The sequence below is a fragment of the Halorubrum rutilum genome, from assembly GCF_042665015.1.
In the GTDB taxonomy this organism is placed as follows: Archaea; Halobacteriota; Halobacteria; order Halobacteriales; family Haloferacaceae; genus Halorubrum; species Halorubrum rutilum.
The window spans coordinates 173929-191526 of sequence record NZ_JBHTBL010000005.1 but is presented as its reverse complement, the minus strand read 5'-3'; the positions used below and the strand labels follow the sequence as shown (position 1 = coordinate 191526).

The window sequence follows — 17598 nt, the reverse complement described above, 5'->3', positions numbered from 1 at the left end:
GCGGCCGGACCCGTCAGTCGGCCGGCTCGACCGCGCGGTGGAACGGCGTCCGGGCGATCGTCCGGCGGAGGTCCGCCAGCGAGTCGCGGCCGGCGTCGCCGGCGACGGACATCACCGCGAACACCTCCTGCCTGGAGACCTTCACGCCGGTCTCGGTGAGCGCGTCCTCGGGGCGGGAGCTGAGCTCGCGGAGGGTGCCCACCGCGAGCAGGTACGGGACGGTCCACGCCTCCATCGTGTTCCCGTTCGAGAGCGGCATCGTCTCCAGGTACGCCTGCGCGTCGTCGAGGAACGACCGGGCGTACTCGGCGGTGCGGCCGACGACGCGGGCCGACGACTCCCGGTTGTCGGGATGGACGACGCGCTCCTGCTCGACCCCCTCGTCGGCCAGCCACTCGGCGGGGAGGTAGACGTTGTTCTCCTCGGTGTAGTCGTCGTACACGTCCTTCGAGACGTTGACGAGCTGGAGGAGCAGCCCGAACTCCTCGGCGGTGTCGCGGAGCCGCTGCGCCCGGTCCTCGCCGACGTCGCCCCGGGTGAGGAGGTTCGTGATGAGGTTGCCGACGGTGCCGGCGGCGTAGTAGCAGTACTGCTCTAACTCGTCGCGGTCGTCGATCCGGAGGCCGCCCTCGGTGGCGTGCCGGTCGACGAACATCGCCATCCCGTCGACCATCTCCAGCACGGGCGGGACGATGGCCTCGCGGGCCTCGGGCTCTAAGTCCTCGAACGTCGCCACGATCGTCGGGGCCTCGGCGACGACCTCCCAGTCCTCGTCGCGCTCGGCGGGCGCGGGGAGCCACTCGTCGACGGCCTCGCGGAACGCCGCGATGTCGACGTCGGAGTCGGGGTCGACGGCGTTGCGGTACGTGCGAAGCGCGTCGCTCTGGGCCTCGGGGGGGATGTGCCCAGCGTCCTCGACGGTGTCGGCGACCCGGCAGAGGAGGTACCCCACGCAGATCTGCGAGGCCATCGGCTCCTCCAACACGTCGACCGTCAGCGCGAAGGTCCGAGAAACGCCCTGCACCGCCTCGTGACACCACGAGAGGTCGGGCTCGACGGGATCGTGTGCTCGTCCGCTCATTCAGTTACCGACACTTACGGCACAACGCATAAAAAGCCTCGTGGAACGCCGCAAGCCTCCGCGAGCCGGGACGGCGACGGCGTCCCGGCGTTCGCGGGGACGGACCGACCGACGGCGGCGCGATCGGCGGTGAGGAATCCCACCGGCGTGTAAGATCGTGTAGAAACCGATAAGTCGCCGTGTCCGGAGTGTGTGGCATGGACTTCGCGCTCTCCGAGGAGCAGCGTCAGATCCGCGACACGGTCGCGGCGTTCGTCGACGCGGAGGTCGTCCCGCGGGCCGCCGAAATCGACGAGACCGACGAGTTCCCGGCGGACCTGATCGACGAGATGGCCGACCTCGGCCTCATGGGGATGCCGTTCCCGGTTGAGTACGAGGGCGCCGGCCTCGACTACCACAGCTACGCGATCGGCCTCGCGGAGATCTCTCGCGGCTCCGGCGGGCTCGGCACCGTCGTCGCCGCACACACCTCGCTCGCGGGCAACATGCTCTACGAGTTCGGCGACGGGGCGCAGAAGGAGCGGTACCTCACCGCCCTGAACACCGGCGAGGACGTCGGGGCGTTCGCGCTCTCGGAGGCCGAGGCCGGCTCGGACGTGCCGGCGATGACCACGACCGCGGAGCGCGAGGCGCGGAGCGCCTCCGAACGGAGCGGCGTCGCCGCGGAGCGCGACGGCGACGGCTACCTCGTCAACGGCGGGAAGCTCTGGATCTCGAACGGCTCCGTCGCGGACACGGTCGTCCTCTTCGCCAAAACCGACCCCGACGCGGGCCGGAAGGGGATCTCCTCGTTCGTCGTCCGTCCCGAGGAGGACGACGGCTTCGTCGTGGAGGGGACCGAGGACAAGCTCGGCGACAAGGGGTGCCCGACCGCGGAGCTCCGCTTCGACGACATGTGGATCCCCGAGGACCGACGGCTCGGCGGGGAGGGCGAGGGGTTCGTGCAGGCGCTGAAGACGCTGAACGGCGGCCGGATCACGATCGCGGCGCGGTCGGTCGGCATCGCCCGGGCCGCCCTCGACGAGGCGAAGTCGTACGCGGGGGAGCGCGAGCAGTTCGACCGGCCAATCTCCGACTTCCAAGCGATCCAGCACAAGCTCGCCGACATGGACACGAAGGCCCGCGCCGCGGAGCTGCTGATGCACGAGGCCGCGGACCTGAAGATGCGCGGCGAGGAGTACGTCAAGGAGGCCGCGCAGGCGAAGCTGTACGCCTCGGAGATCGCCCGCGAGGTCGCCAACGAGGGGATCCAGATCCACGGCGGCTACGGCTACACGAAGGACTTCCCGGCCGAGCGCTTCTACCGCGACGCGAAGCTCTCCGAGATCTACGAGGGGACCAGCGAGGTCCTGCGGAACACGATCGCTCAACGCCTGCTCGACGAGTGAGTCGGGCGCGGAGGCCGACTACGTCTCGTCGTCCGCCGAATCGCTCCCGCTCTCGACCGAGTCCGCGGCGGTCCCGTCGTCGCTCTCGGCCGAGCCGTCCTCGGACTCGTCGCCGCTCTCTCCGTCCGGCTCGTCCCCGCGATGCGCCACGTCCGCGTCCGAGGGGAACCGATCGACCGCGTACTCGCCGGTGTCGATCCGCTCCGCGGGCTCGGAGTAGTCCCGCTCGCTCGTGGAGAAGTCCGGTCGGATGACGCCGTCGTCGGGGACCTCCGGGCTCGCGTCGTCGTCGCCGGTGTCGGCGTCGACGTCGGATTCGGCGTCCGCGATATCGACCGCGTCGGTGTCAGGGGTCGACTCGACCGTCTCGTCGGCGTCGCCGTCCGCCGTCTCGTCGACATCGCCGTCGGAATCTGGCTCTACCGCCTCGTCGGCATCGGCGTCGAGATCCGACCCGACCGCCCCGTCGGCGTCGCCCTCGAACCACTCGAAGCGGTCCCGGCGGTCGCGCTGTTCCCGGAGCGACGACTGGAGCCGCTCCTGTAGCGTCTCGCGGAGCTCGATCGCCTCGTCGAGCTCGAAGTCGACCGCGGCGGCCGACGTGCCGGAGAGCGAGCTGCCCCCGGCGGTGTCGGCGACGACCGTCGCCACGTTCCACCGGCGCTGGAATATCGTCCGGCTGTCGATGACGGTCTGGATCCGGTAGTACGGGACGACCGTCACCGTCCGGTTCCAGAAGCCGTTGCGCGTGAGGAGGTGGTCGTCGCCCAGCCAGTAGCCGCGGTGCTTCCACTTCAGGTGCGCGGCCGGCGGCACGGCGAGCAGCAGGACGGCCGGACCGTACCACGGGAGGTCGGGGCCCGCGAACCAGTCGACGGCGAAGGCGACGCCGACGAGGACCGCGACGGCGATCGCGTACCGCACGACGTAGCGCCACCGGATCCGCTTCGGCGGCCGGGAGAACGTCGGCGTGCCGAACGGCTCGACCTCGTGGGCGAGCCGGTAGACGCGGTCCGTCGCCGCGATGGGGACGGCCGCCTGGCTCCCCCCGTCGCCGGACTGCCCGGGGGCGTAGCCGGCGGTCTCGATCGAGAGGCTCGCGTAGCCGAGCGCGCGCTTCGCCGGGTTGTCGGAGACCGTCAGCGTCTGCACCTTCTCGGTCGGGATCGAGCCGCTGTACCGGCGGAACAGCCCGCGCTCGTACCGGAGCTCGTCGCCGGCGCGCGAGAGGCGGAAGCCGTAGTAGTTCGAGAACGCGACCCCCGCGCCGAGGACCCACGACACGAGGAACAGCGCGCCGACGGCGACGACCGCGGTCGCGGTGAGCGCGGCGGCGGACGCCTCGGGGATGTACCCGGAGAGCACCGGGACCGACCCCGAGCTCAGGAACGCCAGCAGCCCGATGAGCCGCCCGTCGAACGAGAGCGCGCCGACCAAGGCGAGCTCGCCCGGCGAGATGGCGAACAGCTCCTCCTCCTCCGGACCGACCGCGTCGCCGTCGGCGGCCTCGTCGGTCCCCGCCGCCCCGGTCGACTCGCCGTCCGACGAGCCCGACTTGCGCCGTTGGACCTCGCGGCGGATCCGGGTCGCCTCGTCGGGCGTGACGAACCGGATCGACCCCTCGGTGGAGGAGCCGCCCGCGGTCTCCAGGTCGACCGCGGCGATGCCGATCGCCCGCTGGATCACGCTCTGGCTCACGTCGACGTTCTGGATCCGTCGGTAGGGGATCTCCCGCTCGCGGCGCGAGATCACGCCGGAGGAGATGTCGAGCGTGTCCTCCGTGAGCTCGTACTCGAACCGCCGGTAGTAGGCGACCTGGTACGCGAGCGCGGCGAGGAGGATCGCCCCGCCCGCACCGACCGCGATCGGGAGTCCGAAGTCGTTGCTGTTGACGACGAAGAAGGCGACCACGACGAACCCCGACACCTTCTGGAGCGCGCGGTACGGGACCGACCGGGGCGCGAGCTTCACACCGCGTCCTCCCCGTCCGCGCGGATCGCCAGTCGCTTCAGCTCCTCGCGGAGGTCGCTCGCGCCGTCCGGCGTCAGCCCCGGGATCCGGACGTCGGCGCCGCGGGAGCCGGCCGTGTAGACGACGCAGGAGGCGAGCCCGACGCCGCGCTCGACCGGCCCGCGCCGGGAGTCGACGTGCTGGATCCGCACCAGCGGCACCGTCGTCCGGACCTGCGTCACCACGCCGCGGTCGAGGTACAGCGCGTCCTCGCGGATCTCGTAGCTCCAGCGCCGGTACTTGAGCACGGCGTGCGTCACGCCGAGGGCGAGGAAGGCGCCGGCGGCGGCGACCGGCGCCCACCGCGGGAGCCGGTCGAGGTAGAACGCGCCGGCGAACGGGAGGGAGAGCACCGCGGCGACGAGCACCGCGCGGAGGACCCACACGACCTGGATTCGGGGATGCAGCGACTGTGCCGTCATCGGCGCTCCCCCGACGCGTGTCCGCGTGTCATACGCCGCCGTTGTCGACGCCGACGTATAAGTCCGGGCGGATCAGACCCGCCGGATCCGGTCCGCGCTCACGTCGATCGGGTCGGCACAGTGGACGATCGGCTCGCCGTCCGGGCGCTCGAAGCCGTTCGCCTCGAACAGCGTGTTCGCCCGGAGCTCGGCCGTCCCCTCGCGCAGCGTCCACGGCTCGTGCGCGATCTCCCCGCGGTAGAGGCGGTCTCCGTGAGCGTAGAACCGGTAGTTCTCGACGAGGAACGCGTCGAGCGACCCCGGCTCGGCCGCGAACGCCTCGCCGGTCGGCTCGTAGGTCGCGTCGAACCGCGCGCTCGGGACGCCGCGGTGCGTCCGGCGGCTCCGGAACCGGACGCCCTCGCCGGCCCGGGACCGCGTCGCGCTCATCTCGGCCCGGTAGTACGGCAGGGCGAACAGGCGCCGGGCGACCGCGACGCCGAGGCGGTCGTCGGCGTCGAGGTTGTAGAAGTAGACCCCGGGGCCCGCGGGACCTTCGACGTAGGTCCGGAGGTTGAGCTCCGGGAACGAGAGGCCGACGGGCGACCCGCGCGGCCGGATCCCGTCCATCACGAACGCGACGACGCCGAGGTACGCGTCGCCGTCGTGCGTGGCGACCGAGAGCCGCTCGGGAAGCGTCTCGTCGACGACCGCGGAGTCGACCGGCCAGTGGCAGAACAGCCCGTCGCGCCACGTCATCTCCAGCCAGCGGCGTCCGAACATACCCGAGGTAGGGGCGCGACGGGCAAAACCCACACGACGAGCGAGGGCTCTGGAGGCTCGGCCTCCCGTTCCGGACCGGGTCAGGCGTTCCGGCCCATCCCGATCCGGGTCAGGCGTCGCGGGTCCCCGGTTCGGGGGCCGGACCGGACCCCTCGCCCGCGTCGTCGGCGTCCTTCCACTCGCCGAGGCCGGACGGGTCGAGGTGGACGTGGACGTCGCCGACGTCGCGCAGGTCGCGGAGGCCGGTGACGAGCTGGGTCTCGACGTCGTGGGCCTCCCGGAGCGTCATCTCGCCGTCGACCTCGACGTGGACCTCGACCTCCAGGTCGGTCCCGTCGTAGAACACCGTCAGGTCGTGGACGCCCTCAACGGCCGGGTGTTCGCGGAGCGCCTCGATCACGCGGTCGCGGTCCCCGGCCGGCGGCGCCGCGCCGACGAGGTAGGTGACGTTCTCGCGGGCGATCTCGATCCCCTGGTAGACGACGAGGACGCTGACCAGCGCGCCGGCGACGGGGTCGAGGACGGGGAACCCGAACAGCGCGCCGACCACCCCGACAAGCGCCGCGACGGTGGTGTAGATGTCGTTGAGGCAGTCGGCCGCCAGCGCGGTCAGCGCCGTCGACCCGAGGGTCGCGTTGACCCGCTCGGTGTACCGGTAGAGGAGGTACATGTCGACCAGCGCGAACGCCAGCGCCGCGACGAGGACGGGGCTCGCCGTGATCTCCGGCGACCCGAGGAACTCCGAGACGGACTCCCGCAGCAGCAACGCGCCGAGCAGGAAGATGGTCGCGCCGACGAACAGCGCCGCCAGCGGTTCGATCCGCTGGTGGCCGTGGGGGTGCGTCTCGTCGGCGTCGTCGTAGCGGGCGCCCCCCCAGACGAAGACGACCGCGCTGGCGACGAGGTCGGCGACCGAGTGGGCGGCGTCGGCGAGCAGCGCGACGCTCCCGAACGCTAGCCCGGTGGCCCCGACGACCGCGATCTTCACCGCGTTGCCGAGGATGTTCGCCCCCGCGGCCAGCCGGAATCGGGCCTTCTCGCCGTCACCCCAGGGGCGCCACATACGTCCGGGTCGTCGCCGGGCGTGCTTAAGAACCTCGCCGTTTCGATCGGCGGCCGAGAGCCCCCGCGCGGCTCGGAGAACCGCCGCGCGGTCCCGGGAGCCGCCGCGCCGCCGAGGCGGCCGACGCCCGACGATCGCGGCCCCAGCGCCGCGGATCGCCGCCCGTCGTAACGACTAAGAACGAAACGCTCCTCGGTTACGGTAATGAATCACGAGTTTTTCGCCCGAGGTGGTCCCCGTGGGCGTCGAGATTAAGGAAACGGAGGTGAGCGACGAGGACTTCGAGGAGATGATGGGGTTCGTGCGGGACTACCTCGCGGCCAGCGTCGAGAGCGAGGAGGACGGCGGTCGGATGCGCTGGTACCCGTGGCACTCCGCGGACTACCGGTTCAACCACATCGTCAACGTCGTCGACCTCGCGACCGAGATCGCCGAGGCCGAGGGCGCCGACGTCGACGTGGTCCGGGTCGCCGCGGTGTTCCACGACGTCGCGAAGCTGGAGGCGGAACAGGACGTCCACGCCGAGGCCGGCGCCCGCGTCGCCCGCGAGTACCTGCAGAGCCGCGGCGACTACCCCGAGTCGTTCGTCGAGGAGGTGTGCGGGGCGGTCGTCGACCACTCGTACACGGGCGACCTCGCGGACGTGTCGCTCGAGAGCCGGTGCCTGATGGAGGCCGACCTGCTCGACAAGGTCGGCGCCAACGGCGCCGTGCTGATGCTGCTGCGGATGGGGTACGAGTCCCGGACGCACATGGACGCCGCGAAGATGGTCGACCGCGTGCTCCAGCGCGCGCACGACCACACCGAGCGCGTCGTCTCCGACACCGCCGAGAGCATCGCACACCAGCGCATCAAGCGCGTGAAGTGGATCCGCGAGTGGCTCGAAGAGGAGGTCAGCCGGATGGACGCCGAGGGCGTCACCGAGCGCTGACCGCGGCGCCCCGCTCGCGCTCGGCGGCCTCTCCGCGACCGGCGCGGTGGGACGGCCGGCTACTCCGCCGGCTCCGGGCGATCGACGTCGTCCCCCGCCCGTCGCGACCGGGCCTTCCCGGCGAGCACCGCGGCGACGTAGACGCCGACGGCGACGAGGACGATGGTGCCGCCGGCGGTCGTGTTGTAGCTGAACGACAGCGTGATCCCGACGATCACCGCGATCTGCGCCAGCACGACCGACGCGAGCAGGGCCTCGCGGAAGCCGCGGGCGAGCTGGGCGGCGGCCGCGACGGGCACGACGAGCATCGCGGCGACGAGGATGACGCCCATGATCTGCATCGCGCCGACGACGACGAGCGCGGTCAGCGTCGTCATCAGGCGGTTGTACCACGGGACGTCGATCCCGGCGACCCGCGCGGCAGTCTCGTCGAACGTGACGTACAGCAGCTGTTTGTACGTGACCGTGACGACGAGCGAGACGATCGCGAAGAGCGCGACCAGCAGGACGGCGTTCTCCCGGGAGACCGTCGAGAGGTTCCCGAACAGGTACTGGTTGATCCCGACCGCGAGCCCGCCGGTATTTAAACTGATGAGGACCGCGCCGAGCGCGAAGCCGGTCGAGAGCACGATCGCCATCGACACGTCGTTGTACGCGTCGGTGGTCTCCGAGATCAGCTCGATCGCCAGCGCGGCGATCACGGCGACGACCACGGCCGTGACGTACGGCGAGATCCCCGTCCCGAGCACGGAGTTGACGAACAGCCCGACGGCGACGCCCGCGAACGCGGTGTGCGCGAGCGCGTCGCCGATGAGCGCGAGCTGGCGGTGGACGAGGAAGGTGCCGATAAGCGGCGCCATCACCGCGATGAGCGCGCCGACGAGGAAGGCGTGGTGCATGAAGACGTACTCCAGCATCGCGATCCCGAGCCTCTCGCCGACCCAGCCGAGCCCGTCGCTCCACAGCCCGACGAGCCGCGAGAGGAGGTCGAAGGGGGCGCTCGACGGGAGGACCGACGCGACCGCGGCGGGCGCCGCCGGGGTCACGTCCGGAGCCCTCCCGCCTCGCGGCGCACGTTCGTCCCATAGGCGCGGTCCAAGGCGTCGCTCTCGGCGAACGCGACCGGGTCGCCGTCGAAGTACACCTCGCGGTTGAGACAGACGACCCGGGAGGCGTGCTCGATGACGGCGCCGATGTCGTGCTCGACGAGGAGGACGGTGATCCCGTCGGCGACGAGGTCGTCGAGGAGGGCGAAGAAGGCGTCGACCGACTCGGCGTCGACGCCGACGGTCGGCTCGTCCAGGACGAGCAGCTCCGCCTCGCCGGCGAGCGCCCGCGCGATGTACGTCCGCTGGCGCTGCCCGCCCGAGAGCGCGGCGATCTTCCGGTCGGCGAGCCCCTCGATTCCGACCGTCGCCAGCGCCTCGCGGACGCGGTCGCGGTCGGCGGCGGTCACCCGCCCGAAGCCGGCGTGCGGGAACCGGCCCATGAGGACGACCTCGCTCACCGTGATCGGCATGCGCTTCTCGTCCTCGGTCACGTCCTGCGCGACGTAGCCGACGCGCTCGCGCTCCGCGAACGCCCGGGCGGGGTGGCCGAGCAGCTCGGCCGTCCCCGCGTCGGGCTCGTGGAGCCCGAGGAGGAGGCGGAGCAGCGTGCTCTTCCCGGAGCCGTTCGGCCCGACGATCCCGACGTACTCGCCGCGCTCGACCCGCAGGTCCACGTCCTCGACGACGGGCGACGCCGCGTAGCCGAACGTCAGCCCGCGGGCGTCGACGAGGGGTCCGATCTCGCTCGCGCGGGAGCGCTCGGCGGCGGCGGCGTCCCCGCTCGTGGTCTCCTCGCGCGCGGCGTGTTCCCCGCTCATGGCTCGAAGTTCCGACCGTAGTCGGCGAACGTCACGTCGTCGGGGTCGTCGACGCCGAGGAGGATCCGGAACGTCGAGAGGTTCACCTCGCGGGCGATCTCGAAGTACCCCCAGCCGCGCTCGACCCACGATTCGGCCGTCCCGGCGTACGGCGTCACCGGGAAGTACGCCTCGACGTCGGTCTGCGCGAGGAGCTGTCTCGCCGGCCGTATCGGCTCGAAGACGGCCGCACCGATGTGGCGGATATCGTTGGCGGCGATCGTGTCCTGCGCCCGCCGCATGTCGGCCGGCCGCACGTCGTCGCTGGCCGCGAGGTTCACCACCAGCGGCTCGATCGTCGCGCCGTAGCGCTCCGAGACGTACGCGAAGGCGTTGTGCGCCGCGAGGAACGCCACGTCGCGCTCGGCCGCGTCGAAGACGGCCCGCCACTCCGCGTCGAGGGCGTCGAGCTCGGCGTCGATCGCGTCGGCGTTCTCGCGGATCGTCGCCTCGTCGTCGGGAGCGAGCGCCGCGAGCCCGTCGGCGATGTTCTCGACCGCGACCGTCGCGCGCCGCGGGTCGAGCCAGAAGTGCGGGTCCTTCGCGTCCTCGACCGCCTCGTCCTCGGTCAGCGAGTCGGCGAGGTCGAGCAGGTCGACCCCGGCGCGGGCGTTTATCAGCGCCGTCTCCGTCGTCTCCGCCTCCAGCGTCTCGATCGCGCGGTCGACCCACGGCTGGAAGTCGGGCCCGACGTGGACGAGGGCGTCGGCGTCGGTGATCCGGCGCTGGATCGACGGGTCGGGCTCCCAGCCGTGGCCGTGGAGCCCGGTCGGGACCAGGTTCTCGACCGCGACGTCCGTCCCTTCGGCGAGCGCGTCGGCGAAGTCGTAGAAGGTGAAGAAGGAGGCCACGACCGTGTACTCGCCGTCGGCGGCGGCTTCGTCGGTCCCGTCGCCCGCCGGATCTCCTCCGCCGGACTCCCCCGGATCGGCCGCGTTCCCCGCGCAGCCGGCGAGACCGCCCGCGAGGATGCCGGCGCCGACACCGGCGAACCGCCGACGCGAGAGACCGGTCGCCTCGTTCGTGTCAGTGTTCATTGCCGCTCTTTTGCGGCGGTGTATATAATACTCTTTGGACCAAAGAAAAAGATTAGAGTAGTCTAATTTTTTGCGGCGGGAGGGGAACGGTCGCTAGCACCGCCGAGACCGCCGAACGCGGCGATACCGTTTAGTTGCGCGACCGGCACGGGTGCGACAATGGCGGACTCCGGCGTGCGCGGGCGGTTCGAGCGGAACGCGAGCGAGATCGCGGTGACGGTCGTGACGGGGACGTGGCTCGCGGCGCTCTTCCTCGACGTCGGGTGGTGGCTCCCGCTGCTGCTGTTCGGCTACGTGGTCGTCGTCCCGGCGGTCGCGATCCTGTTCGACGAGGGCGAGGCGGCGAGGTGGCCCGGCGACGTGCGCGGCGACCGCACCGCAGAGTCCGACGCCGACGCGGGGCCCGAACGCGCGAGCGACGCGCTCGATCGGCTTCGCACGCGGTACGCCGAGGGAGACCTCACCGATGAGCAGTTCGAGCGGAAGCTCGACCGACTGCTGGAGACCGAGACGCCGGAGGACGCGGCCGAGTACGCGCGTCGCGATCGGGCGCCCGACCGCGCCGCGGACCGCGAGCGAGACGAGGGCCCCAACGCGGACCGCGACGCCGAGCGCGAGCGGTGACGACGGGCGTCCCGAGGGGCGCCGTCCGCGAACCTCAAGCTTCAACTGCCGCGACCGAGTGAACGGGGTATGAGCGACCAACAGCTTCGCAAGGAAGCGCACGACCTCGACGTCACCGTCTGGGTCGGGAAGAAGGGCGTCGACGCCGTCGTCGACGAGACGGCCGACCAGCTCGACGACGCCAAGCTCGTGAAGGTGAAGTTCCTCCGGGCGGCGCGGGGCGGGACCACGACCGACGCGCTCGCCGCGGAGCTGGCCGACGCGGCCGACGCCGAGCTCGTGGAGACGCGCGGGAACACGGCGGTGCTCCACTGATGAGCGCCGCGGGCGGTACGGGCGGGGTCGTCGGGGTCGCGGGGACGCTGGAGCCGTACCTCGGCCCGGCGACCGGCCTCGCCGTCGACGCCGCGATCTTCCTCGCCGTCGTCGCCGCGACGTACCTCCTCTACAAGGCGGCCATCGCGCCGCTCGTCCGGCGGGTCTTCGACAGGCAGGGGCTCGATGAGCACGCGCGGCGACCGCTCCAGAAGATCGTCGCGTTCCTCGTGCTGTTCGCCGGCGTCACGGTCGCGTTCGGGGCGGCGGGGTACCAGGGGTTCCTGCGCTCGCTGGCGACGATCGCCGCGGCGGCGACGCTCGCGATCGGCTTCGCGCTCCAGGACGTGATCAAGAACTTCGTCGCGGGCGTCTTCATCTACACGGACAAGCCGTTCCGCATCGGCGACTGGATCGAGTGGCAGGGGAACTCGGGGGTCGTGGAGGACATCTCGTTCCGAGTCACCCGCGTCCGCACGTTCGACAACGAGCTGCTCACGGTGCCGAACCACGCGCTGACGAGCGACGTGGTGAAGAACCCGGTCGCGAAGGGGACGCTCCGGCTGAAGTTCGTCTTCGGGATCGACTACGAGGACGACGTGGAGCGGGCGACCGAGATCATCGTGGAGGAGGCCGAGGCGAGCGACGCGATCCTCGACGACCCCGCGCCGTCGGTGCGGCTGACCGAGCTGGCCGACTCCTACGTCGGGCTGCAGTCGCGGATCTGGATCGACGACCCGTCGCGGGCCGACTTCGTGAAGGCGCGCGCGGACTACGTGAAGGCCGTCAAGCGGCGGTTCGACGAGGAGGGGATCTCGATCCCGTTCCCGCAGCGGACCGTCTCCGGGCGGAACGAGTGGACGGACCCCTCGTCGTTCGGCGGGGAGGCGTAGGCGTCCGTCGGGCGGACCGCCGTTCCGCGGCGCTCCCCCGGCTCCCGATAGTAACGAACTTGAGGGCTCGGTGACTCGTTGGGCCCATGCACGTGGTCGTCATCGGGGCCGGCGAGGTCGGGACGAGCATCGCTTCGAGCCTCGCGTCGGACCACGAGGTCGTCGTCGTCGACGTCGACCCCGAGCGCGCGGAGCAGCTGAAGTACGAGCTCGACGTGCTCACGATCGCCGGCGACGGGACGACCTCCGACATCCAGACGGCGGCGGAGGTCGGCCGCGCGGACATGGTCATCGCCTGCACCGACAACGACCAGACGAACCTCGTCGCCTGCGGCACCGCGAAGACGCTCGGCGACGGGTTCACGATCGCCCGCGTGAAGAGCACCGACTTCCTCCGGACGTGGGAGGGCAGCGAGGGCGCGTTCGGCGTCGACTTCATGGTGTGTACGGACCTGTTGACCGCGCAGAACATCGTCCGCGTCATCGGGCTCCCGGCCGCGATCGACGTCGACCCGTTCGCGAGCGGGCTGGTCCAGATGGCCGAGTTCGAGATCGCCGAGGGGAGCCCCGTGGCGGGACAGACCGTCTCGGAGGCCGACCGCTTCGAGTCGCTCACGTTCGCGGGGCTGTTCCGCGACGGCGAGATGATCGTCCCGCGGGGCGACACGGACATCAGGGTCGCGGACCGCGCGGTGGTGATCGGGAGCCCCGAGAGCGTCCAGTCGTTCGCGACCGACGTGGCGCCCGAGACGACCCCCGACCGCGCCGACGAGATCGTCGTCGTCGGCGGCAGCGAGATCGGCTATCAGACCGCGCGGCTGCTGGAGGAGCGCGAGTTCACGCCGCGGCTGATCGAGCGGGACGCCGACCGCGCGCGCTGGCTCGCGGAGAACCTCCCGAACACCGTCGTGATGGAGCACGACGCGACGGACACGGAGTTCCTCACGCGCGAGCACGTCGACGAGGCCGACATCGTCGTCACCGCGCTCCGGTCCGACGAGAAGAACCTCCTCATCTCCGTGCTCGCCAAGCGGCTCGGCGTCGACCGCGTGATCGCCGTCGTCGACAGCCCGGACTACGTCACCGTCTTCGAGGAGATCGGGATCGACATCGCGATCAACCCGCGCACCGTGACCGCCGAGGAGATCACCCGGTTCACCTACGAGAGCGTCGCGGAGAACATCGCCGTGCTGGAGAACGACCAGGCCGAGGTCCTCGAACTCGAACTCACCGAGGGGTGCGGGCTCGTCGGGCGACCGATATCGGAGATCGTCGCTGACACCGACGCGCGGTTCGTCGTCGGCGCGATCACCCGCGGCCGCGACCTCGTCACGCCGCGGGGCGACACCGTGCTCCGGCCCGGCGACCACGTCATCCTGTTCGTGGAGTCCGACTCCGTGAGCGCGATCACCGCGATGGCGTGAGTCCGCCGTGAGCACCAGGATCCGGGTCGGCTGGCGGGCGAGCGTGGGACTCACCGGCGACGTCCTCGCCGCCCTCCCGGTCCCGCTCGCGTTCCCGCTGCTCGTCGCGCTCTACTACGGCGAGTCGCCCCTCCCCTTCGTCGCGGCGATCGCCGCCTCGCTCGCGGTCGGCGCGGCGTTCCGGTCGGTGCAGGACCCGGAGGAGGACCTCGGCCCCCGAGAGGCGTTCCTCGCGGTGGCGCTGATCTGGTTCCTCGTCGCCGCGGTCGGCGCGATCCCCTTCGTCGTCGCCGGCGTCGGAACGGTCGCGCACCCTGTGAACGCGCTGTTCGAGTCGATGAGCGGGCTGACGACGACCGGGGCGACCGTCCTCCGGGACTTCTCGATCCACTCGCGCTCCGTCATGATGTGGCGGCAGGTGATCCAGTGGCTCGGCGGGCTCGGGATCCTGATCTTAGCGACCGCGGTGCTCTCCGAGGTCGGCGTCGGCGGGGCCCAGCTGATGGAGTCGGAGTCGCAGACGCAGGACGTCAACAAGCTCACGCCGAAGATCTCGGAGACCGCGCAGCTCATCTGGGGGATCTACTTCGGGCTCACCGGGCTCGCCGTCGTCGTCTACTTCCTGCTGGGGCTGGCGTTCGACCCGCGGATGGACCTGTACAACGCCGTCGCCCACGCGTTCACGTCGGTCGCGACCGCCGGCTTCTCGCCGGAGCCGCTCTCGATGGGGGCGTTCCACCCGGTCGTCCAGTGGGCGGTCGTCCCGTTCATGGTGATCGGCTCGACGAGCTTCGTCCTCATCTACTTCGCCATCAACGGGGAGCCGATGCGCCTGCTGCGGAACGAGGAGTTCCACTTCTACCTCGGCGCGATGGGGACGTTCGCGACGGTCGTCGCCGTCGCGCTGTTCCTCGATCCGGGCGTCGCCTTCGGCGCCGAGGCGACGGTGCGCCACGCGGTGTTCAACGTCGCGTCGATCGTGACGACGACGGGGTACGCCAGCACCGACTACGTCCGGTGGGCGCCCGCGGCGAAGCACGTGCTGTTCATGGGCATGTTCGTCGGCGGGATGGTGGGGTCGACGACCTGCTCGATCAAGTCGCTCCGGTGGCTGGTGGCGCTGAAGTCGTTCAAGCGGAACCTCTTCACCGCCATCCACCCGGAGGCCGTGCGGCCGGTGCGGATCTCGGGGAAGCCGATCGACGAGGGCGCAATCCGCGACATCTACGCGTACCTCCTCCTCAGCATCGTGATCTTCTTCCTGCTCGCCGTGGTCGTCGTCGTCGACGCCGAGCGGGCGGACGTCCGGGTCACCGAGTTCGAGGCGCTCGGCGCCGCGGCGACGACGTTCCTCAACATCGGGCCGGCGTTCGGCGCGGCGGGCCCGTACGGGACGTTCGCGACGTTCCCGACGACGACGCGGGCCGTGATGATCGTCCTGATGTGGATCGGCCGGATCGAGATCATCCCCGTTCTCGTGCTGTTCACGAGGGCGTTCTGGACGTCGTGACGACCGGAACCGGGGATCCGAGTCGGGGCGTTAGTCCCCGGACGCGACCGCGACGGCGACGCGCCGAGGTCGCCGGCGCCGTCCCCCCTTCGACAGTTTAATACAGCGAACGGGCGACTCCCGGATCGATCGAACAACCATGTCGTGGGGCGTCAACTGGAAGGCGAGCGTGGGGCTTCTCGGGGTCGGGATCAAGTACCTCGCCGTCACGATGTTGGTACCGCTCGTCGTGGCGCTCGCGTACGGAGAGGACGCCGGGGTGTTCCTCGCCTCGATGGCGCTCGTCGCCGCGATCGGGTTCGCCGTCGAGCGCGTCGACCCGGACCCGGACCTCGGGCCGCGCGAGGCGCTGCTTTTCGTCTCGCTCGCGTGGCTCGCGGCCGCGGCCATCGGCACGGTGCCGTACCTGATCGCCGGGTACAACACGGCGTCGACCGTCGGGCTCCAGACGGGATCTGTCGGCGCGTTCACGGGGTCGATCGTCAACGCGCTGTTCGAGTCGATGAGCGGGTTCACCACCACGGGCGCGACCGTCCTCGGCGAGATCGGGACGGACCGACACTCCCACGCCCTGCTGATGTGGCGCCAGCTCACGCAGTGGCTCGGCGGGATGGGGATCATCGTCCTGATGATCGCCATCCTCCCCGAGGTCGCGGTCAACGGCGCACAGCTGATGGAGTCGGAGGCGCCGGGCCCGGAGCTCCAGAAGCTCACGCCGAAGATCGCCGAGACGGCGCGCGCGCTGTGGCTGATCTACTTCGGGTTCACCGTCCTGCTCGCGGCGCTGCTGTACGCGCTCCACCTCCTCGGGATGGCGCCGAACATGGACCTGTTCAACGCGGTGGCCCACGGCTTCTCGACGCTGCCGACCGGGGGGTTCTCGCCGCAGGCCGACAGCATCGGCGCGTTCTCGGCGGCCGTCCAGTGGGTCGTCATCCCGTTCATGGTCGTCGCCGGCGTCAACTTCGCGCTGTTCTGGCACGTGCTCCGCGGCGAGGCGGAGGTAATGTTAGAGAACGCCGAGTTCCGCGCGTACGCCGGCGCCCTCGCCGTCATCACCGCCCTGCTCGCCGTGCTCCTGTTCCGGGGGGCCGCCCCGCTGATCGAGCTCGGCGGGACCACCCAGGGCGTCGCCGGGAACTCCATCCGGCAGGCCGCCTTCCAGATCGGGTCGCTGCTGAACTCGACCGGATTCGCGACCGCGGACTTCGCGCAGTGGGACGCGCACGCGCAGGTCCTGCTCCTGTTCACGATGTTCATCGGCGGCTCCGCCGGGTCGACCGGCGGGGGCGTGAAGATCGTCCGCTGGCTCGTCGTCGGGAAGGCGATCCGCCGGGAGCTGTTCACCTCGGCGCACCCCGAAGTCGTTCAGCCGGTCCGGTTGGGCGGCAACGTCGTCGACGAAAGCGCCATCCGCGGTATCATGGCGTTCACCATGCTGTACGTGGTGTTGTTCGCGCTCTCCGCGGTGTTCATCGCGCTCGACACCGCGCGGATCGGGGTCCAGCTGAGCGCGCTGGAGTCGATCAGCGCGTCGCTCGCGACCATCGGGAACATCGGACCGGGGTTCGGTCGGCTCGGGCCGTTCGGGAGCTACCTGTTCTTTCCGAACACGTCGAAGCTCCTGATGATCTTCCTGATGTGGATCGGCCGGCTGGAGATCGTCCCGGTGCTCGCGGTGTTCATCTCCGGGATCGACGCGCGGTAGCCGCTCGGACCGGCCGACCTCCGCCGGCCGACGCGCGGAGCGTATCTTCTTAACGGACGGGGGAGTTGATGCCCGTATGACCAGCCACGACGAGACGGGCGGACGGGACCTGCTCGCGCACGCGCTCCTCCCCGTCGCTAACGAGGACGACGCGCTCGCCACCGCGAGAGCGCTCGAACCGTACGACGTCGGCCGAGTGACGGCGCTCCACGTCGTCGAGAAGGGCGGCGGCGTCCCCGACAAGACGCCCGTCGAGCAGTCGGAGGAGCTCGCCGCCGAGTCGTACGCGGCGGTGCGGACGGTGTTCCCGGACGCCGGGGAGCACACCGCCTACTCCCGGGACGTGGTCGACGCGATCTTCGACGCCGCCGGCGAGGTGGACGCGAGCGCGATCGCCTACCGGCCCCGGGGCGGGAACCGGCTCGCGCAGTTCCTCTCGGGCGACCTGTCGGCGAAGCTCGTGACCGACGCGCCGGTCCCGGTCGTGGCGCTCCCGCGCGCGGAGTCGGCCGAGCGCTGACCCG

17 protein-coding genes are annotated in these 17598 nt (G+C 71.1%); 9 read left to right on the top strand and 8 right to left on the bottom strand.

Translation table 11 applies throughout. The features are described from left to right. Window positions 1-13 precede the first annotated feature (13 nt). The gene (locus ACFQMF_RS07235; RefSeq protein WP_256409466.1) at window positions 14-1081 is read right to left on the bottom strand and encodes a phytoene/squalene synthase family protein; all 1068 of its coding nucleotides are present in this window, start codon (window positions 1079-1081) and stop codon (window positions 14-16) included. Window positions 1082-1278: 197 nt separating this feature from the next. Between ACFQMF_RS07235 and ACFQMF_RS07230 the strand changes: the two genes are divergently transcribed. Next, window positions 1279-2469, top strand: a complete 1191-nt coding sequence (locus ACFQMF_RS07230) for an acyl-CoA dehydrogenase family protein (protein ID WP_256409465.1) — start codon at window positions 1279-1281, stop codon at window positions 2467-2469. An 18-nt stretch (window positions 2470-2487) separates the two neighbouring features. Here ACFQMF_RS07230 and ACFQMF_RS07225 read toward each other — a convergent pair whose 3' ends face one another. The 4 genes from ACFQMF_RS07225 to ACFQMF_RS07210 form a co-directional block, all read right to left on the bottom strand. Continuing rightward, window positions 2488-4440 (bottom strand): PH domain-containing protein, encoded by a 1953-nt coding sequence (locus ACFQMF_RS07225; protein WP_256409464.1) that lies wholly within the window; start codon window positions 4438-4440, stop codon window positions 2488-2490. Next, entirely contained in the window at window positions 4437-4901 is a 465-nt protein-coding gene (locus tag ACFQMF_RS07220) for a PH domain-containing protein (RefSeq protein WP_256409463.1), read from the bottom strand. Before ACFQMF_RS07220 ends, ACFQMF_RS07225 begins: the two co-directional genes overlap by 4 nt. 72 nt (window positions 4902-4973) lie before the next feature. After that, window positions 4974-5663 (bottom strand): YqjF family protein, encoded by a 690-nt coding sequence (locus ACFQMF_RS07215; protein WP_256409462.1) that lies wholly within the window; start codon window positions 5661-5663, stop codon window positions 4974-4976. Between the two features lie 109 nt (window positions 5664-5772). Next, complete coding sequence (locus ACFQMF_RS07210; protein WP_256409461.1) at window positions 5773-6726, bottom strand: cation diffusion facilitator family transporter; 954 nt, start codon at window positions 6724-6726, stop codon at window positions 5773-5775. A 229-nt stretch (window positions 6727-6955) separates the two neighbouring features. On the opposite strand from ACFQMF_RS07210, the gene ACFQMF_RS07205 reads away from it, so the two are divergent. Continuing rightward, window positions 6956-7657, top strand: a complete 702-nt coding sequence (locus ACFQMF_RS07205; RefSeq protein WP_256409460.1) for an HD domain-containing protein — start codon at window positions 6956-6958, stop codon at window positions 7655-7657. Between the two features lie 59 nt (window positions 7658-7716). On the opposite strand, the gene ACFQMF_RS07200 is transcribed toward ACFQMF_RS07205, so the two are convergent. Genes ACFQMF_RS07200 through ACFQMF_RS07190 form a run of 3 tightly spaced genes read right to left on the bottom strand, consistent with a single transcriptional unit; the run spans window position 7717 to window position 10600 of the window. Continuing rightward, the gene (locus ACFQMF_RS07200) at window positions 7717-8703 is read right to left on the bottom strand and encodes a metal ABC transporter permease (RefSeq protein ID WP_379791771.1); all 987 of its coding nucleotides are present in this window, start codon (window positions 8701-8703) and stop codon (window positions 7717-7719) included. Further along, the gene (locus ACFQMF_RS07195; RefSeq protein ID WP_256409459.1) at window positions 8700-9524 is read right to left on the bottom strand and encodes a metal ABC transporter ATP-binding protein; all 825 of its coding nucleotides are present in this window, start codon (window positions 9522-9524) and stop codon (window positions 8700-8702) included. The genes ACFQMF_RS07200 and ACFQMF_RS07195 overlap by 4 nt, the downstream gene beginning before the upstream one ends. Then, window positions 9521-10600, bottom strand: coding sequence for a metal ABC transporter substrate-binding protein (locus ACFQMF_RS07190; RefSeq protein WP_256409458.1), 1080 nt, complete (start codon window positions 10598-10600; stop codon window positions 9521-9523). The genes ACFQMF_RS07195 and ACFQMF_RS07190 overlap by 4 nt, the downstream gene beginning before the upstream one ends. 159 nt (window positions 10601-10759) lie before the next feature. Here ACFQMF_RS07190 and ACFQMF_RS07185 point away from each other — a divergent pair, with 159 nt between their 5' ends. The 7 genes from ACFQMF_RS07185 (at window position 10760) to ACFQMF_RS07155 (ending at window position 17594) form a co-directional block, all read left to right on the top strand. Then, window positions 10760-11224: an SHOCT domain-containing protein gene (locus tag ACFQMF_RS07185; RefSeq protein ID WP_256409457.1), complete on the top strand. Its 465-nt coding sequence runs from the start codon at window positions 10760-10762 to the stop codon at window positions 11222-11224. A gap of 69 nt (window positions 11225-11293) precedes the next feature. Beyond that, complete coding sequence (locus ACFQMF_RS07180; protein WP_256409456.1) at window positions 11294-11539, top strand: YhbY family RNA-binding protein; 246 nt, start codon at window positions 11294-11296, stop codon at window positions 11537-11539. Next, on the top strand, window positions 11539-12432 hold the full coding sequence (locus ACFQMF_RS07175) for a mechanosensitive ion channel family protein (protein WP_256409455.1): 894 nt from the start codon (window positions 11539-11541) through the stop codon (window positions 12430-12432). Before ACFQMF_RS07180 ends, ACFQMF_RS07175 begins: the two co-directional genes overlap by 1 nt. 86 nt (window positions 12433-12518) lie before the next feature. Then, window positions 12519-13856, top strand: coding sequence for a Trk system potassium transporter TrkA (gene trkA / locus ACFQMF_RS07170; protein ID WP_256409454.1), 1338 nt, complete (start codon window positions 12519-12521; stop codon window positions 13854-13856). Window positions 13857-13863: 7 nt separating this feature from the next. Next, complete coding sequence (locus ACFQMF_RS07165) at window positions 13864-15366, top strand: TrkH family potassium uptake protein (protein WP_256409453.1); 1503 nt, start codon at window positions 13864-13866, stop codon at window positions 15364-15366. A gap of 139 nt (window positions 15367-15505) precedes the next feature. Next, a complete protein-coding gene (locus ACFQMF_RS07160; protein ID WP_256409452.1) occupies window positions 15506-17074 on the top strand; it encodes a TrkH family potassium uptake protein in 1569 nt (522 codons plus the stop codon). Window positions 17075-17150: 76 nt separating this feature from the next. Beyond that, window positions 17151-17594: a universal stress protein gene (locus tag ACFQMF_RS07155; protein WP_256409451.1), complete on the top strand. Its 444-nt coding sequence runs from the start codon at window positions 17151-17153 to the stop codon at window positions 17592-17594. Window positions 17595-17598: the final 4 nt, after the last annotated feature.

Coding starts and splice junctions, on each gene's coding strand:
- ACFQMF_RS07235 (WP_256409466.1), bottom strand. CDS start 1,081: ATGAGCGGACGAGCACACGATCCCGTCGAGCCCGACCTCTCGTGGTGT.
- ACFQMF_RS07230 (WP_256409465.1), top strand. CDS start 1,279: ATGGACTTCGCGCTCTCCGAGGAGCAGCGTCAGATCCGCGACACGGTC.
- ACFQMF_RS07220 (WP_256409463.1), bottom strand. CDS start 4,901: ATGACGGCACAGTCGCTGCATCCCCGAATCCAGGTCGTGTGGGTCCTC.
- ACFQMF_RS07215 (WP_256409462.1), bottom strand. CDS start 5,663: ATGTTCGGACGCCGCTGGCTGGAGATGACGTGGCGCGACGGGCTGTTC.
- ACFQMF_RS07210 (WP_256409461.1), bottom strand. CDS start 6,726: ATGTGGCGCCCCTGGGGTGACGGCGAGAAGGCCCGATTCCGGCTGGCC.
- ACFQMF_RS07195 (WP_256409459.1), bottom strand. CDS start 9,524: ATGAGCGGGGAACACGCCGCGCGCGAGGAGACCACGAGCGGGGACGCC.
- ACFQMF_RS07190 (WP_256409458.1), bottom strand. CDS start 10,600: ATGAACACTGACACGAACGAGGCGACCGGTCTCTCGCGTCGGCGGTTC.
- ACFQMF_RS07185 (WP_256409457.1), top strand. CDS start 10,760: ATGGCGGACTCCGGCGTGCGCGGGCGGTTCGAGCGGAACGCGAGCGAG.
- ACFQMF_RS07180 (WP_256409456.1), top strand. CDS start 11,294: ATGAGCGACCAACAGCTTCGCAAGGAAGCGCACGACCTCGACGTCACC.
- ACFQMF_RS07175 (WP_256409455.1), top strand. CDS start 11,539: ATGAGCGCCGCGGGCGGTACGGGCGGGGTCGTCGGGGTCGCGGGGACG.
- trkA (WP_256409454.1), top strand. CDS start 12,519: ATGCACGTGGTCGTCATCGGGGCCGGCGAGGTCGGGACGAGCATCGCT.
- ACFQMF_RS07160 (WP_256409452.1), top strand. CDS start 15,506: ATGTCGTGGGGCGTCAACTGGAAGGCGAGCGTGGGGCTTCTCGGGGTC.
- ACFQMF_RS07155 (WP_256409451.1), top strand. CDS start 17,151: ATGACCAGCCACGACGAGACGGGCGGACGGGACCTGCTCGCGCACGCG.